Annotated in this window: 16 protein-coding genes; 11 read left to right on the top strand and 5 right to left on the bottom strand. The window is 64.9% G+C overall.

Annotated features, from left to right (window positions below; genetic code table 11):
- Position 1: 1 nt before the first annotated feature.
- From FJU11_RS08415 to FJU11_RS08405, 3 genes are all read right to left on the bottom strand, one after another.
- Positions 2 to 514 carry a TRAP transporter small permease gene (locus FJU11_RS08415; protein WP_141166596.1) on the bottom strand — a complete coding sequence of 171 codons (513 nt, stop codon included), beginning with the start codon at positions 512 to 514 and terminating at the stop codon, positions 2 to 4.
- A gap of 42 nt (positions 515 to 556) precedes the next feature.
- Positions 557 to 1,567: a TRAP transporter substrate-binding protein DctP gene (gene dctP / locus FJU11_RS08410; RefSeq protein ID WP_141166595.1), complete on the bottom strand. Its 1,011-nt coding sequence runs from the start codon at positions 1,565 to 1,567 to the stop codon at positions 557 to 559.
- A 112-nt stretch (positions 1,568 to 1,679) separates the two neighbouring features.
- A complete protein-coding gene (locus FJU11_RS08405; protein WP_235890921.1) occupies positions 1,680 to 2,483 on the bottom strand; it encodes a fumarylacetoacetate hydrolase family protein in 804 nt (267 codons plus the stop codon).
- Positions 2,484 to 2,645: 162 nt separating this feature from the next.
- Here FJU11_RS08405 and FJU11_RS08400 point away from each other — a divergent pair, with 162 nt between their 5' ends.
- From FJU11_RS08400 to hisD, 6 genes are all read left to right on the top strand, one after another.
- Positions 2,646 to 3,395: an FCD domain-containing protein gene (locus FJU11_RS08400; protein ID WP_235890919.1), complete on the top strand. Its 750-nt coding sequence runs from the start codon at positions 2,646 to 2,648 to the stop codon at positions 3,393 to 3,395.
- Positions 3,395 to 4,138, top strand: a complete 744-nt coding sequence (locus FJU11_RS08395) for a sulfite exporter TauE/SafE family protein (protein ID WP_141166593.1) — start codon at positions 3,395 to 3,397, stop codon at positions 4,136 to 4,138. Before FJU11_RS08400 ends, FJU11_RS08395 begins: the two co-directional genes overlap by 1 nt.
- A gap of 32 nt (positions 4,139 to 4,170) precedes the next feature.
- Positions 4,171 to 4,662 carry a (2Fe-2S)-binding protein gene (locus FJU11_RS08390; protein ID WP_141166592.1) on the top strand — a complete coding sequence of 164 codons (492 nt, stop codon included), beginning with the start codon at positions 4,171 to 4,173 and terminating at the stop codon, positions 4,660 to 4,662.
- A complete protein-coding gene (locus tag FJU11_RS08385) occupies positions 4,659 to 6,761 on the top strand; it encodes a xanthine dehydrogenase family protein molybdopterin-binding subunit (RefSeq protein ID WP_141166591.1) in 2,103 nt (700 codons plus the stop codon). Before FJU11_RS08390 ends, FJU11_RS08385 begins: the two co-directional genes overlap by 4 nt.
- A 56-nt stretch (positions 6,762 to 6,817) precedes the next feature.
- Positions 6,818 to 7,510, top strand: a complete 693-nt coding sequence (locus tag FJU11_RS08380; protein ID WP_141166590.1) for a molybdate ABC transporter substrate-binding protein — start codon at positions 6,818 to 6,820, stop codon at positions 7,508 to 7,510.
- Between the two features lie 178 nt (positions 7,511 to 7,688).
- Positions 7,689 to 8,978 carry a histidinol dehydrogenase gene (gene hisD, locus FJU11_RS08375; protein ID WP_141166589.1) on the top strand — a complete coding sequence of 430 codons (1,290 nt, stop codon included), beginning with the start codon at positions 7,689 to 7,691 and terminating at the stop codon, positions 8,976 to 8,978.
- Between the two features lie 15 nt (positions 8,979 to 8,993).
- Here hisD and FJU11_RS08370 read toward each other — a convergent pair whose 3' ends face one another.
- Both FJU11_RS08370 and FJU11_RS18270 read right to left on the bottom strand, forming a co-directional pair.
- Positions 8,994 to 10,367 (bottom strand): amidase, encoded by a 1,374-nt coding sequence (locus tag FJU11_RS08370; protein WP_141166588.1) that lies wholly within the window; start codon positions 10,365 to 10,367, stop codon positions 8,994 to 8,996.
- Positions 10,360 to 10,524, bottom strand: a complete 165-nt coding sequence (locus tag FJU11_RS18270; RefSeq protein WP_181408100.1) for a hypothetical protein — start codon at positions 10,522 to 10,524, stop codon at positions 10,360 to 10,362. Before FJU11_RS18270 ends, FJU11_RS08370 begins: the two co-directional genes overlap by 8 nt.
- Positions 10,525 to 10,931: 407 nt before the next feature.
- Here FJU11_RS18270 and FJU11_RS08365 point away from each other — a divergent pair, with 407 nt between their 5' ends.
- From FJU11_RS08365 to FJU11_RS08345, 5 genes are all read left to right on the top strand, one after another.
- Positions 10,932 to 12,119: a nuclear transport factor 2 family protein gene (locus tag FJU11_RS08365; protein WP_141166587.1), complete on the top strand. Its 1,188-nt coding sequence runs from the start codon at positions 10,932 to 10,934 to the stop codon at positions 12,117 to 12,119.
- Positions 12,120 to 12,199: 80 nt separating this feature from the next.
- Positions 12,200 to 13,441: an extracellular solute-binding protein gene (locus FJU11_RS08360; RefSeq protein ID WP_235890917.1), complete on the top strand. Its 1,242-nt coding sequence runs from the start codon at positions 12,200 to 12,202 to the stop codon at positions 13,439 to 13,441.
- Positions 13,442 to 13,497: 56 nt separating this feature from the next.
- Positions 13,498 to 14,529 carry a carbohydrate ABC transporter permease gene (locus tag FJU11_RS08355; RefSeq protein WP_141166586.1) on the top strand — a complete coding sequence of 344 codons (1,032 nt, stop codon included), beginning with the start codon at positions 13,498 to 13,500 and terminating at the stop codon, positions 14,527 to 14,529.
- Positions 14,529 to 15,410 carry a carbohydrate ABC transporter permease gene (locus FJU11_RS08350; protein ID WP_141166585.1) on the top strand — a complete coding sequence of 294 codons (882 nt, stop codon included), beginning with the start codon at positions 14,529 to 14,531 and terminating at the stop codon, positions 15,408 to 15,410. Before FJU11_RS08355 ends, FJU11_RS08350 begins: the two co-directional genes overlap by 1 nt.
- A 4-nt stretch (positions 15,411 to 15,414) precedes the next feature.
- The gene (locus tag FJU11_RS08345; protein ID WP_141166584.1) at positions 15,415 to 16,473 is read left to right on the top strand and encodes an ABC transporter ATP-binding protein; all 1,059 of its coding nucleotides are present in this window, start codon (positions 15,415 to 15,417) and stop codon (positions 16,471 to 16,473) included.
- Positions 16,474 to 16,499 lie beyond the last annotated feature (26 nt).

The raw sequence follows: 16,499 nt of genomic DNA, 5'->3' as shown, positions 1-16,499 counted from the left end.
GTTACATCGCCTCCGGATTGTCGACTTTGTCGTACAGGGATCCGACACCGAACAGGAAGCGCGCGAACTCGATCGCGATCATCAGGAAGCAGGGCGGATAGAAGAGGTAGAGGCACCAGTACGGGATATCGATCGAACGCTCGTCGACATAGCCGTACTCGAGAGCCTCGATGAGGAGATCCGCGCCGACATAGGCGAAGATCAACGAGACGGTGATGCAGACGAGATAGACGAAGATTTCCATGACGCGCTGGGCACGCCGGGGAAGACGGGCATAGACCATCTCCGTCAGGACGTGGCCCCGCTCGCGGACCAGATAGGGAGCCGCGAGCAGGACGAAGTACAAGAGGATGTACTCGACGAAGGCGACGGTGAAGCCGAGCGACGGGTAGCCGAAGAAGCGCACCGTCACGTCCGCAGCGACCAAGAGAATACCGACCGCGATCAGGCTTCCCGAAAGGAAGACCGCACCGAAGACGATACCGTCATAAATTCGTCCGACGGTCTTCAACATCGCCGCCAAGCTCCATCTGTGCCCGATACGAAACCGTGGACCCTATTGCTGCGGCTGCTGATAGAGCATGTTGCGAAGCTTGGAGAGTTCGTCCTTGTCGACGTTCTGGCCGACACGATTCCACATGGCTTCCGACGCGATCGAGAGGTATTTCGACGCGGCGTCGCCCTTCATCGTGATGGCCTTCACGCCGGCCTTGTTCGCAGCCTCGATGTCGCGCTTGTTCTGGCGCGTGATCTGCTCGATCGACGTCTGTTCGTATTTGCTCGCCATCTTCTGAAGGGTCGTCTTGGCCTGATCGGAAAGCCGATCCCATTTGCGCTGCGAGACGAGAACCACGTCGGCCAGGCTGTAGAAGGCCGGCTCGATCCGGTAGTCGACGCGATTGGCCAGTCCGATCGAGGCGAGGCCGACGGTCGGCCAACCGAAACCTTCGATGACGCCGCGGTCGAGCCCGGTCGGCACGTCGCCGGAAGCGATCTGGACGGTCGTGGCGTTCAGGGCGTTCTGCATGGGACGGTAGGCGCCGGTCGTGCGCAGTGACAGGCCCGACAGGTCGACCACGCCATCCTTCATCTTCGGCTTCTTGGTGGTGTAGAGGTAATAGCCGGAATTCGGGCCGGTCTCGGACCAGGCGAGCAGATGGGCGCCGAGACGATCCTGGAAGATCTTCCCGTAATAGTCGAAGGCGCCGTCCTTGTGGAGTTTGTCGACGCCGACGTTCTGCAGCATCATCGCCTGCGCCTGCGGTACCAGACCGGCGAGATACGCGGCGGGGATGAAGAGCATGTCGATGACGCCGCGCTGAAGCGCCTGCGGAGCGCGATCGGCCGGGTTGACCTCCGGTCCGCCGAGCAGCCGGATCTTGACGCCGTCAGCCTCGTCCTTGTTCAGCGGCTGAACGAAGTTCTGGATGAAGCTTTGCGAAAGCGCGTGCTGGGTGGGCAGCGCGGTCTGCGCGTTCAGCGTCACCTCGTCCGCAAAGGCCGACGTGGCGACGAAGGCAAGGCCTGCGGCCGCGACGACCAGTTTCGCCGTGTGTTTCATGGACATGCTTTCTCCTCCCGATGTGTTTGAAACATATGGATCGTGGAAGGTTAGGCCGGACGATCGGCGACCTTGTGCGTCGCGGTTCCGATCGTCGCTCCTCCTCCCGCGCGACCCGTCATTCGATGGTGTTTTCGAGCGTTCCGAGACCGGAGATCGACACGCTCATGCGGTCGCCCTTGGCGAGATAGCGCGGCGGCTTGAAACCGATCCCGACGCCTTCCGGCGTGCCCGTGGCGATAATGTCGCCGGGGAGCAGCGTCATCGTCGCCGAAAGCGTTTCGATGAGTGTCGGAATGTCGAAGATCAGATCCGCGACACGCGCCTTCTGACGAACCTCGCCATTGATGGTCGTCGAAAGCTCGAGCGCGGCGACGTCCTCGACCTCGTCGGCCGTCACGATCCAGGGACCCATCGGGCAGAAGGTGTCGATGCCCTTGCCGATGATCCACTGGCTATGGCGGCGCTGGAGTTCGCGCGACGTCACGTCGTTGAGCACGACATAGCCGAAGACATGATCGAAGGCCTCGGCCTTCGACACGCGCGACGCACGGTTACCGATGACCACGCCGAGTTCGCCCTCGTAGTCGACGGAACCCGTCGGATCCAGGGATCCGTTCACCGGGGCATCCGGGCCGACCACGCTGGTCGTCGCCTTGGTAAAGATGATCGGCGCCTGCGGCAGTTCTTCCTTGCTGGTGGAGTCGAACCCGCTCGAATGAAATTCCGCGGCGTGAGCATGGTAGTTCTTGCCGACGCAGAAGATGTCGCGGCGCGGTTCGGGAATGGGCGCCAGAAGCCGAACGGCGTCGATGCGAAGGCGTTGCGCACTTGAGGCGGCCTGCCGCCAGTCGTCGAGCGGGATGGCGCCTTCCACGACGCGACGAACGGCATTCGAAGCGTCCGTGCCCTCCGCGCACACAACGAACTCCTCGCCATCCGCGAACCCAGCGAGAACCCTGCCTTCAGCGCTTACCGTACCAAGCTTCATATTGTCGACAACCCAAATTTTTATCGATAAAATAGCAAACCATATCGAAACGTAGCTGTCAAACGCTCTTTCCTCTGTTATTGGTGGCTGACGATGATGATGGTGACGGAGGCGGGCTTCGACGTGGCAGGAAGTGTAGAGACGCTCCAGGTGGCGCGGCGGATCACGGTGGACGAGGGCGAGACCCTGACGCAGGCGGCCTTCCGCTCCCTGCGCGACGACATCATCCGTGGCGTGCGTGCGCCGGGCGAGCGCCTGCGCATCGAGCGGCTGAAGCAGATCTACGCGATCGGCCCGACGCCGATCCGCGAGGCCCTGCAGCGCCTGAGCTCGGAGCGGCTGGTGATCGCGGAGGGCAATCGGGGTTTCACGGTCGCGCCCTTGGATTACGGCGAGTTCACCGATCTCAACGTCGCGCGGACCGACGTCGAACTCGCGGCCCTGCGTCGCTCGATCGAAAACGGCGACGACGCATGGGAAGCCGGGGTCGTCGCGGCGAGCCACATCATGAAGAAGGAGGACGCCGCGGTCGCGGCCGGGTCCGACGGCGTGCCCGATTCCTGGGAGAAGGCGAACGTCGATTTCCACACCGCCCTCGTCGCGGCCTGCGGATCGGACTGGCTGCTGCATATCCGGGCCGGACTTCAGGACATGTGCGAACGCTATCGTCGCGCTTCGGTAAGTCGCGTGCGTGAAGAGCGTCGGCTCGGCGCGGAACATCAGGAAATCTTCGAGGCCGTGATCGCCCGGCAAACCGAGCGCGCCTGCACGCTGATCCGCGAGCATTTCGAGCTTACCGCGCGCAATCTTTCCGTCGGCGGAGCCGGAAGGCGGGACGGCTGATGGAGTACGTGGCGCTCTACCTTGCGGCAGGCTTCATCGGCGGCATCGTCAATTCGGCCGCAGGTGGCGCGAAGCTTTTCGTCTTTCCGCTGCTCCTTGCTTCGGGCATGCCGCCGGTTGCCGCCAATGCCACCGGAACGGTCGCCCTGTGGCCCGCGCAGCTTCCTGTGGTTTGGAGCTACCGCCGGGAGCTTGCGGCATACGCGGCGTCGTTCCGTATCCAATTGCCGCTGGCCGTCCTCGGCGCGCTGGTCGGCAGCTGTGCGCTCATCGTCTCGAGCGAGGGCACGTTTCTGGCCGTGATCCCGGTTTTGCTTTGCATCGCGGTCGGCGCGATCCTTGCCGGCAAACAGCTTTCCGTGCTGCTTCAGCGCCTGTTCCGGCGCGAGACGCTGCAGACGGCGTCGATCGGCCTTCTTTTCCTGACCGGCATTTATGGCGGGTATTTCGGCGCCGGCATGGGTTTCATTCTTCTGGCGATCTTCTCGATCGCCTCGTCGCGCGATCTGCATCATGCCAACGCGAGCAAGAACCTGTTTGCGACGTGCATCAACACCACGGCGGTCATTCCGCTGGCGTTTTCCGGGCTGGTGCACTGGTTCGCCGCGCTGAGCGTCCTGGTCGGAGGGCTCGCAGGCGGAGCGGTCAGCGGCTGGCTCCTGCGACGCATTCCCGAAACACCGCTGCGCTGGGCCGTCACGACGCTGGGCGTGGTGCTCACCGCATCCTTTCTGATGCGGTGACGCAGACCGGAAAAGGCCGAGGAGGAAAGGGCATGGCAGAACGAAGCGAACCCGTCACGCTGACGATCAACGGTCGTGAAACCGCCGTGGATGCGGATGGCGAGACGCCGTTCCTGTACGTCCTGCGAAACGAGTGCGGGCTGAAGGCCACGCGGTTTGGATGCGGCGTCGGCATGTGCGGCGCCTGCACCGTTCTCGTCGACGGGGAGGCGACATTCTCCTGCATCACGCCGCTCGAGACCCTGGCCGGTCGCGAGGTCGAGACGGTCGAGGGGGTTTCTCGGGCCGGCGAAGTGCATCCCGTGGTCGAGGAACTGATCGCCGGGCAAGCGGCCCAATGCGGCTATTGCCTGCCCGGTATCGTGATGGCGGCGGTCGCCCACCTGCGGTCCACACCGTCGGCGAACCGGGCGAGCATCGCCGCCGCTCTCGACGGCAATCTGTGCCGCTGCGGCGCGCATGTGCGGATCCTGAACGCGATCGAACGTGCGGTGCAGCGCATGCAGGGGGAGGAGACGGTATGACATTGCCGACGCCGCTGAGCGACGCACCGCTCGTTTCCGACTGGATCGCCTTCGACGACGCACTGGTGGAGGTGCGCACCGGCCGTGTGGAACTCGGCCAGGGCAATCTCACGGCCATCGCCCAGATCGCGGCCGAGGAACTCGACGTTCCGCTCGCGATGATCAGGATCGTCAGTGGCGACACCACGCGAACCCCGAACGAGGGCTTCACGTCGGGAAGTCTTTCGGTTCATCAGGGCGGCATGGCGGTGCGCCACGCCGCCTCCGCCGCACGCCATCTCGCAATTGCCGAGGCGGCCAAGCTTCTCCAGTGCGGGAGCGAGCGGCTGGCGCTGACCGAAGGCCGTATCCTTCGCGACGGAGCGCCGACCTCCCTCGACCTCTGGTCGATGGCCGCAAGCATCGATCTATCCGTTGCCGTGGCTCAGTGGTCGGACCCCAAGAGGCCCGACCAGCGTGCCCTGGTCGGCAAGCCGCTCGCCCGCATCGATCTGCCGGAACGCATAACCGGCACGCCGTTCGTGCACGATCTTTCGCCCGACAATCTTCTGCATGGTCGTCCGGTTCACCCACCGAGCGTCGGCGCCCGGCTTCTCGATCTGGACCTCGATGCCTTGCGTACGCGCCCGGGCGTCGTCGCCGCGACAAGGGACGGTTCCTTTGTCGGCGTCGTCGCGGACAGCGAATACGCGGCGATCCGCGCGGCACTCTGGGCGACCAATCACGCGACATGGTCCGACGAGCCGTCGGCGCCGGCCGATCCGGTCGCGGCGATCGCCGGGTCGCAGGAAAGCGACGAAGTCGTGCACGAAGCCGGAACGTTGGAGGGCCACGAGGGGCAATCCTCGTACGAGGTCACCGTCTCGCGTCCCTATCTCAGCCATGCCTCGATCGGGCCGTCGGCGGCGGTGGCGCAATGGCAGGATGGCCGGCTGTCGCTGTTCACGCAGAGCCAGGGCGTCTACCCCTTGCGCGACGCGCTGGCCATGGTCTTCGGGATGCCGGGTGAACGCATCGATGTGCGCCACTGGCCGGGGGCCGGCTGCTACGGACACAACGGCGCCGACGACGCGGCGCTGGATGCGGCCCTGATGGCGCGCGCCGTGGAGGGGCGTCCGGTCAAGGTCGTCTGGAGCCGTGCCGACGAGTTCCGGTATGCCCCGCTCGGTCCGGCGATGACGACCCGCGCGAGTGCCTTCCTCGACGAGACCGGCCGCATCGCCGGCATGTCGGTCGCCGTCAACAGTGCACCGCACGGCAACCGCCCGGGGCGCAACGGCGCGCCGAACCTGCGTGCGGCCGCCTGTCTCGAAAAACCCTTCCCGTTCCCGCGCTCGAAGGACGTGCCGCTTTCGAGCGGCGGCGGCGCCGACCGCAACGCGGTGCCGGGCTACGCGATCGCCAATCTTCGCGCGAGCAAGCGCATCGTGCACGACCTGCCGTATCGCACCTCGTCGCTGCGCAGCCTCGGTGCGTTCACCAATGTCTACGCCATCGAGACGCTGATGGACGCGATCGCGCGCGACAGGGACGTCGATCCGGTCTCGTTCCGGCTGAACCATCTCGAAGACCCGCGGGCGGTTGCGGTCATCGAGGGAGCCGTCGCGGAAGCAGGCGAGCCGTTCGGGCGAGAGCGGGAGGACGGCACGGGCTGGGGGCTCGGCTACGCGCGCTACAAGAACCGCGCCGCCTACTGCGCCGTCGTCGTTCGCGTCGAGGTGGACGAGGCCGTTCGCGTCACCGACGTCTTCGCGGCACTCGACGCCGGCGAGATCATCAATCCGGACGGCATGACGAACCAGACCGAGGGCGGCATCGTCCAGTCGATCAGCTGGACGCTCAAGGAAGCGCTGACACTGGAAGACGGCCGGGTCACGACCGAAAACTGGTCCGACTATCCGATCCTCACCTTTTCCGAGGTGCCGGCAATCCAGGTGCGGCTCATCGATCGCAAGGACGAGCCGCCGCTCGGCTGTGCCGAAGCGGCCCAGGGACCGACCGCCGCCGCGATCGGCAACGCCGTGCGCGACGCCATCGGCGTACCGGTCAATCATCTGCCGCTCACGCGTGACGCGCTGATCGCGGCCATCAGCGAATAGAAATCGTGGAGGTGGGTCCGACAGGCCCGCCGCCGCGACGGCAATGGAGAGCCTCGATGACGATCAGACTGTTGAGCGGTGGCGCGGCGAACGGCCTCGTCTCCACAATAGAGCCCGACTTTCTCGCCGAGACCGGCATGGGCATCACCGGCGAGTTCGGCCCTGTGGGGATCATGCGCGATCGGGTTGAAAAGGGAGAGCATGTCGACGTGCTGGTGCTGACGCGCAAGATCATCGACCAGTTCGCCGCCGACGGTGTCGTCCGTTCGCAAAGCGTGCAGGACGTCGGCAGCGTGGCAACGTCGATCGCGGTGCGCGACGGCGCCGAAAGCGTCGACGTCTCGACGCCGGACGCGCTTCGCACGGCCCTGCTCGCCGCTTCCGCCATCTATTTTCCGGACCCGGAGAAGGCGACCGCCGGCATTCACTTCGCCGGGGTTCTGTCGAAGCTCGGGATCGACGGGGAGGTTGCCGACCGGCTGGAGCTTCATCCGAGCGGTCAGCACGCGATGGCCGCCATGGCGGCGGAAGGCGACGCGCGTTCGATCGGCTGCACGCAGGTCACCGAAATCCTCAATACCGAGGGCGTGCGATACGTCGATGAACTGCCCGAAGGCTGCGACCTGAAAACGACCTATACGGCGGCGGTCTGTACGCGGAGCGAAGCGATGCGCGAGGCCGAAAGGCTCGTCTCCATGCTGACCGGGCCCGAGAACGAAAGCCGACGAAGCGAGGCCGGCTTCAAGTAGCCGACGGAAGCGATCGAGGATTTATGGCCCAAGACGAATCCTCGACTGCATCCGTCTGCCTGCACCGCGTTCCGCTGCATGCGGGGCCGGTCGGTAAAGATCCACGACCGGAACGCGTTGTCGATTTTGCATCCGTATGCAATATTGGCATGATCGTCGTTCAACGCGGATAATCATGATGGCTCATTCCCGACTGCCTCTGCCTGAAGCCCTCGAATTCCTCAAAGCGCCCGGGCGCGATGCCGATTCCGATACGGCGGCGATCGAAGCGACGGTCGGCGAGATCGTCGCGCGCGTCGCGAGGGAAGGGGATCCGGCGGTTCGAGACTATGCCGCGCGCTTCGACAAGTCCGAGCTCGAGCGTCTCGAGGTGAACGACGAGGAACGCCACGCTGCCCTCGACCGGCTCGATCCGCAGACGCGGGCCGATACCGAGTTCGCGATCGAAAACGTGCGCGCGTTCGCCAGGGCGCAGCTCGGCTCCATGTCGGAAATCGAGGTGGAGATCCGGCCGGGCGTGCATCTCGGGCATCGCAACATTCCGCTCGAACGCGTCGGGTGCTACGTGCCGGGCGGGCGTTATCCGCTGTTGTCGGCGCCGATCATGACCATCGTGCCGGCGAAGGTCGCAGGCGTCGGCGAGGTCGTCGCCTGCCTGCCGCCGAACGCGCACGAGGCGATGGTCGCCGGCTGCCATCTCTCCGGCGCCGATCGCATCTTCCGCATCGGCGGCGCGCAGGCGATCGCCGCCATGGCCCACGGTACGCAGAGCGTGCCGGCCGTCGACAAGATCGTCGGGCCGGGCAACGCCTTCGTGAACGAGGCCAAGCGGCAGGTCTTCGGCCCCGTCGGCATCGACCAGCTCGCCGGTCCATCGGAGATCTTCGTGCTTGCCGACGACACCGGCGACGCGGAAATGATCGCGACCGACCTGCTCGCGCAGGCCGAGCACGATACGCGCACGCGGGTCGGGCTGATCACCACCCATCGTCCGCTCGCCGAGGCGGTGGAAAAGGAGATCGACCGGCAACTCGCCACGCTTTCGACCGCCGAGACGGCGGGTCAGGCTTGGCGCGACTACGGCGAGATCGCCATCGTGCCCGACGAAGCGACCATGATCGCCTATTCGGACATCGTCGCGGCCGAACACCTCCAGGTCCACACGCTGGATTCGAAGGCGCTCGCCCGCCGGCTTCGCCATTACGGCTCGCTCTTCGTCGGCGAGATGTCGAGCGTCGTCTATTCGGACAAGTGCTCGGGCACCAACCACACCCTGCCGACGATGGGCGCGGGGCGCTATACGGGCGGCCTCTGGGTCGGCACCTACATCAAGACGGTCACGCATCAGTGGCTGAGCGAGGAGGGGGTGCATGCCGTCGCACCGCCCGCGGCCAGGCAGGCAGCCAGCGAAGGCCTCGAAGGCCATCGCCGTGCCGCGCAACTCCGCCTCGACCGGCTGCAGAGCTGAGGACCGGTTCCGGCCTCAGGCGAGGAGGCCGGACTCGTACGGACCGACGAGCGCATGGTCGCTCGCCCGCTCGAAGGCGTGGGCGACCTGGCAAAGGCGCGCTTCCGCACCGTGCGGTGCCACGATCTGCAGCCCGAGCGGCATGCCGCGCGAGAACCCGCAGGGAAGCGAGATCGCGGGGTGGCCCGTCAGGCTGAAGGGAAAGGTGCGCATGGGCGTCCATGCCGCGCCGTCCTTGAAATCCGAGAAGCAGGGCGCCGGCCCGAGCGTCGTCGCGGTGATCAGGACGTCCGCCTTCGCGAAGAGCGCATCGACGCGTGCGGCAAGTCCGGCGGAGGCCTCGCGGGCAGCCTCGAGATCGTCTTCGCCGAGGATCGCACCGGTCAGGAGGTTGCCTCGCGCGGCCCGCCCATAGTCGGCAAAGCGGGTCTTCAACCGCTCGCGATGCGAGGCGAAGGCTTCGTGCTGGAGGATGACGCTGCCTGCGGCCTCGAACAGGTCGTAGTCCGGCATGGACACGAGATCGATCGCCGTGCCGAGGCGCGAAAGCGTGCCGGCGGCGTCGTCGAGCGCCGGAAGGAGGGCTCCGTCCGTGGCGGGGTCGCTTTCGACCCATTCGCGCGCGAAGGCGACGCGCAGCCCGCCGATGCTCGTTCCAAGAAGGCTCGACGCCCCGTCGGTCCGTCCCGGTTCGCCCATTGCATCGAGGATCATCGCCGCTTCGGCGACGGAGGCTGCGATCGGGCCGGGCGTGTCGAGGCTTCCAGCGAGTGGGAACACCCCCCTCGACGAAATCCGCCCGCGCGAGGGTTTGAGGCCGACGACGCCGCAATAGGAAGCGGGGCTTCGCACCGATCCGCCGGTGTCGGTGCCGATCGCGAAGCGCACGAGGCCGCCGGCGACGGCGGCCGCCGAGCCCGAGGACGAGCCGCCGGTGATATGGCTCGTATTCCACGGATTGCGCGCCGGCGGATAGGGCTGGTCGAAGGCCGGTCCGGTCAGCGCGAACTCGTAGGTCGCGACCTTGCCGATCGGGATGGCACCGGCTGCACGCAGACGACCGATGGTTTCGGCGTCCGCCTTCGCGATTGCCGGGTCGATGGCGTGCGATCCGCAAAAGCCCGGTTGCCCTGCGACGTCGAAGAGATCCTTCACGGCGAAGGGAATGCCCGTAAGTGGAGGCGTCGGTTCGTCGGCGTGGAGCGTGCGCTGCGCGCAGCCGGCCGCGCTCAGCGCGGCCTGCGTATCGAGATGGACGAAAGCGTCGAGGTCGGGGTCCCGCTTGGCGATCCGGGCAAGGGTCGCCTGCATCAGTTCGACGCACCCGATTTCGCCGGCCCGGAGCATCGCCGCCTGATCGGCGATCGAACGGTCGAGCACCTCATCCATCCTCGTGCTCCACGTAGCGGCGAACGCGTCGCGCATGATCACGAAGTCGTTTCGCCTCGTGCCATGCCGCCTCCAGATCGTCGCGCGGTATCGTGATGCCGTTTGCGGCGAGCGTCTCGATGAACGCTTCCCGGCCGCCTTTCCGTTCGTCCGTCATGGGTGGTCGGTGCCGTCGATATCGGTGGAGGCTGCGTAGCCGGTCCGATCGGCGCATCCATACTCGAAGGACATGTGCATCTTCTTTTCCTCGTGGAAACCATCCGGAAACGGCCGGAACGGTCCCTTTGCCATATCGATACCAGTAGGCGAACGAATTCCAGCTGCCATATCGCAGCATGCTTCGCGTTGAATTCGTATGCAATAGCGCGATGGGTTCGCATGGTCGGATCGGCCGATACGGAGATCCCTTTCGAATGGCGTCGGGATTTATACCGGTATTTCAGCGGGTTGAACAGAACATGCGCATATGTGTGAAGATTCAGCTTGAATACGTATGCAGGTGTGCCATGATCCGAAAAATACCGGGATCGATCGAACCGATACGATACATCAGGGATAGCAAGCATGGCCAAGCAGGACGAGACGTCCGCCTCCGCCGCACCGACGGAAACCGCCTCGAAATCCCGGTCGCGGCCGGGCGGGGACGACGTCCTGCAGAGCGAGCGCCTCGACTTCACGGATCTTGTGCCGGAAAACCGCCCGCGCGCCCAGTCGATGCAGGGCTTCGACGATTGTTACACCGATATCGTCGACTATATCGTGCGCTGCACCCACAAGATCTGGGACGAGCGCGACGTCGGGCTGATCTATACCCATTACACCCATAATTGCGTGCTCTACGGCACGATGGGAACGATGTACAACCGCGAGGACGTGGTGCGCGACACCATCCAGCGGCTCGTCAGCCTGCCCGAACGCCGCGGCATGGCTACCCAGGTGATCTGGAGCGGCGACGACCGCGAGGGGTTCTACACCTCGCATCTCGTCACCGGTTCCGGCCGCCACAGCCAGAACGGGCATTACGGCCCGGCGACCGGGCGGCGATACGCCTCGCGCACCGTCGCCGACTGCATGATCTACGCCAACAAGATCTACCGCGAATGGGTCGTTGCCGACCAGATGGCGATCATCCGCCAGTTGGGCATCGACGTCGACGCGTATGCGACGAAGCTGGCGACTGCGAAGCTTTCCCAAGGGCTTTCCGCGCTCGACATCGGCGAGACCGGCCTGATGCTCGGCCAGTATCCGCCGGCCGAAACCGCCGATACCTCGATCGCCTCGAACGACATCGAACGCACCACGCTCGAATGGCTGCACGCGGTATGGAACCGCAAGATGTTCGGGAGGCTTCGTTCGGTCTATGCGCCGACGGTGATGTATCACGGGCCGCTGATGAAGGAGCTTTACGGCGTGACGTCCGTGACCCATCAGGTCATCGGCCTGATCGGCGCGCTGCCCGACGCCGTCTTCGCGCCGCAGCACATCTGCTCGGTGCCGTGCACGGAAGGCGGCACCAAGGTTGCCGTGCGCTGGATTCTGGAAGGCCATCACCTCGGCTACGGTGGCGTGGAATCGTTCGGCGATCCGACCGGCAAGCAGGTTCAGGTGATGGGCATGTCGCACTTCCACTACAAGGACGGCCGGATCGTCGACGAGTGGACGGTCTACGACGAGCTTTCCATGCTGGTGCAGATCAAGCTGGCGCAGCTTGCCGACGTATCTGCGGCGATGGATCTGACGGACGACTTTTGACGAGGCGCCGGTGTGCGCCGGCGCGTGGCGGACGAAATGCACCGGATAACGGGTGCGGAAAAAACCGACGGAGGGTAACCATGAGACATATGCGTGCTGCGGCCCTTGCCGCATTCGGGTTCATCGCCACTGCCGGCACGGCGTATGCCGGCTGCGGCATCGACCAGGGATCGGTGCGGATCCTTTCGAACGATTTCGACGCGCTCGGCATCATCATCGACGCGGCGAAGGAGTGCGCTGGCGACGGCGTCACCGTCAGCGCCAACATGACGACCGAGCACAAGTCGCTGCAGGTACCCGCGCTGTCCGTCAATCCGGCGCGCTATACCGTCGCGACGATCGCCAACAACTCGATCGCGCCGCTTCTGACCAAGGATCTCATCCGCCCGCTCGACGAATACGTCAAGAAATGGGGCGGCGAACTCGACGACCGCCAGCTGATCCGCGTCGACGGCAAGGTCGTCGCCATCGCGTTCATGATCAACAGCCAGCACCTGTTCATGCGCAAGGACGTGCTGGAGGAGGCGAGCATCAAGGAACCGCCGAAGACCTACGCCGAGATCCTCGCCGCGGCGAAGAAGATCCGCGACAAGGGGATCATGAAGTATCCGCTCGCTGCGACAGATCAGGCCGGATGGTACCTGGCGACCGAATTCGTGAACATCTATCTCGCCACCGGCGGCGATTTCTTCAAGCCCGGCAGCGCCGAGCCCGCGATCGACAACAAGGACGGTCTTGAGACGCTGAAGACGATGAAGGCGCTGACGCAATACATGGCGCCGAACTACATGAGCGTCTCGGCGGACGAGATGAAGAACATGTATCTTTCGGGCAATGTCGCGATCATGAACCAGTGGGGCTCGATGGTTGAGGCGCATACCGACCCGAAAGGTCCGGCGCCGAAGATCGCGGCGAACACCATTCTCGATCCGGCGCCCACGCTGAAGGGTCACGACATTCCGGCCTCCGCGCTCTGGTGGGACGGCTTCGCGATCGCGAAGAACATTTCCGACAAGGACGCCGAAGCTTCGTTCCAGGCGATGATGCATGCGCTGCGCCCTCAGGTGGCGGAGGACCATCCGAAGGCGTCCGTCTGGCTCGCCAAGGGGTTCAACGCGCCGAAATCGGCTCAGGGCATCCTGAAGACGGCGAGCGGCGGCGCGCGGCCTTACCCGATGTCGCCCTATATGGGCCTCATGCATACCGCGCTCGGCAACGAGCTGAGCGACTTCATGCAGGGCAACGAATCTGCGGAAAAGGCACTGAAGGACGTCTCGGCGGCCTATCGGACCGCCGCGCGGGAAACCGGCTTCCTCCAATAGGAAGCCGGCGTTGCGGCCACGCGGGGTGAAGCTCTCGATCCAGGCGGAGGCGTTCGGTGCGACATCGTGATTTCGCAGCCTTCATCGCGCCTTCGCTGATCGCGATGTTCCTGTTCATCGTTCTCCCGGTGGGCTCGATCATGGTCCAGTCGCTCTTCGTCGAGCACGACCAGGTGCTCGTGACGACGAAGAACTGCGGCCCCTTCGGCTGCAAGGAGGAAACCCGCGTCGATACGCAGGCGACCGAAAAGCTGCGCCGGGAAGAGCCGCTCGGCAAGTTCAACGGGCTCGGCACCTATTTCAACCGCGCGCATCTGGCGATCGCCCAGGTCGGACAGATCTTCTCCGGCAATCACGGCTTCGGGGACATCGTCAGCCGGCTCTACGACCTGCCCTTCTACAAAGCGCTGTCCTTCACGCTGGTCTATACCTTCCTGGTCACGCCGCTGTGCATGGTCTCGGGCTTCCTCGTGGCGCTCGGCGTCAACGCGATCCCGCGGATGATCAAGGGGCCGGTGATCTTCCTGTCGCTGCTGCCCTACATCATCACGCCGCTTCTCGGATCGCTCATCCTCTTCTGGATGATCAACACGGACGGCGTCATCGGCGCCACCCTGCAGCTGATCTTCAACGATCCCGAACTTTCGCTGAAGGCTTCGCCGGTGCTCACCTGGGTGACGCTGATCGTCTACGGCGTGTGGCACATGACGCCGTTCGCTTTCGTCGTCTTCTATGCCGGCCTGCAGACGCTGCCGCGCGATACGATCGAAAGCGCGATGATCGACGGCGCGAGCCGGTGGGAGCGCATCCGCAACGTCGTCATTCCGCACCTCCTGCCTCTGGCGACCTTCGTCGCGCTGATCCTGATGATGGACAATTTCCGGGTGTTCGAGCCGATCGTCGGCTTCTCCGCGGCGGCGAACGCGACCTCGCTCTCCTTCGCGATCTACAACGACCTGAACGGGCAGACCGACCAGCTCTTCGGGTCCGCCTCGGCGACGTCCGTGCTGACCATGATCGGCGTCATCATCCTGCTTCTTCCCGTGCTCGTGCGGACCTGGCGGGACTTCAAGGGGAGGGCACGCTGATGGCCGACGCCGTCATGCGCCGCAACACCACGCAGGCGATCGTCGCCACATCGCTTCTTGCGATATGGCTGGTGCTCGCCGCCTTTCCCTTCTTCTGGACGCTGTGGGGCTCGTTCAAGGTCGAGGCGGACTTCTTCAGCCGGCAGAGCTGGTGGAACGCGATCAGCGGTCCGGCGACCATGCTGCAGACCGGCGGCCACTTCACCCTCGACGGCTATCGTGGTGCCTGGATCCAGCGCGAGTTCTGGCGCGCGGCGCTCAACACCGGCATCGTCACCGTCTGCGTGACGACGATCTCGCTCGTCTTCGGCACGCTCGGCGGCTACGCGCTGTCGCGCTCGACGCGGCGATACACGTTCTGGATCCTGATCGCCGCACTCGTCTTCCGCGCCATGCCCCACATCACCCTGGTCGCGGGCTACCTGCTGCCCTTCTTCAAGCTCAACATATGGGGCGTGCTGCCGACGGCGATCGTCGTGCTCGTGGCGATCAACCAGCCCTTCACGATCTGGATGCTGCACAGCTTCTTCATGTCCATCCCGAAGGACCTCGACGAGAGCGCCATGGTCGATGGCTGCACGCGGTTCCAGGCGTTTCGCTGGGTGGTCATTCCGGTCATGTGGCCGGGCGTCATCACGACGGGGCTGTTCAGCTTCCTGCTTTCCTATAATGACTTTGCCGTCACCGCGATGCTGCTCAACCAGGACAACCAGACGATGGTGCCCAAGATCAATTCCTTCCTTGGCACCGTCCAGACGGAGGGCACGATCATGTATGCGGTCGCCGCGGTCGTCTCGGCGACGGTGCCGCTGTTCATGCTCGTCATGTTCTTCCAACGCCAGATCGTCAGCGGCCTGACCGCCGGCGCCGTGAAGGGGTAGCGCAATGGCCGGAATCCAGCTCGTCAACGTCTCGAAGCGTTGGGGCAACGTCACGGGCGTCAGGAATTTCGACCTGACGATCGAGGATCGCGAGTTCCTCGTGCTCCTCGGCCCCTCGGGCTGCGGCAAGTCGACGACGATGCGCATGATCGCCGGCCTCGAGGACGTCAGCGAGGGCGAGATCCGCATCGGCGATCGCGTCGTCAACAAGCTCGAGCCGAAGGACCGCGACATCTCGATGGTCTTCCAGAGCTACGGCCTCTACCCGAACATGACGGTCTACGAGAACATCCGGTTTCCGCTGAAGGTCCGCAAGGTTCCCAAGGAGGAGCAGCACGACCGCGTCATGGCGGCGGCCGAGATGGTCGGGCTCACCGATCTCCTGGAGCGCCGGCCGGCAGCCCTTTCGGGCGGGCAGCGCCAGCGTGTCGCGCTCGGCCGGGCGATCGTGCGCGAACCGACCGTCTTCCTCATGGACGAGCCGCTTTCCAACCTCGACGCCAAGCTGCGCGTTTCCACGCGCGCCCAGATCAAGAACCTGCAATACCGGCTGAAGACGACGACGATCTACGTGACCCACGACCAGATCGAGGCGATGACGCTCGCCGACCGCGTGGTCGTCATGAACAGGGGCGTCATCCAGCAGATCGCCACGCCGACGGAAATCTACGACAACCCCGCGAACACCTTCGTCGCCGGCTTCATCGGCTCGCCTGCGATGAACCTCGTGGAGGGCGACATATCGGACGGCGTCTTCACGACGGAAAACATGCGTCTGGAAGGCCTGCCGCACACCGCTTCCGGGCGGGTCATCCTCGGCTTTCGCGCCGAGGACGCGACGGTGACCGAAGGCGAGGGCGCCATTACGGGAAGCATCTACGCGCTCGAACTGCTCGGCGAAGCTTCGATGGCCGCCGTGCATGTCGGCGGCGAACTGGTGAACATCAAGGCCGGCAAGGCATTCCGTGCCGATATCGGCGACAAACTGACGGCGGACATCAGGCCCCGTCTCTGCCACCTCTTCGATCGCGAGACGGGCGAACGCATCTCCGAGCGGACGTGAGCCGTGCCGACCATGCCGCATGAGCG

The sequence above is a fragment of the Pararhizobium mangrovi genome (genome assembly GCF_006516965.1).
Classification (GTDB): domain Bacteria; phylum Pseudomonadota; class Alphaproteobacteria; order Rhizobiales; family Rhizobiaceae; genus Pararhizobium_B; species Pararhizobium_B mangrovi.
The sequence above is the reverse complement of the archived record's forward strand: the minus strand, read 5'-3'. Positions and strand labels throughout refer to the sequence as shown.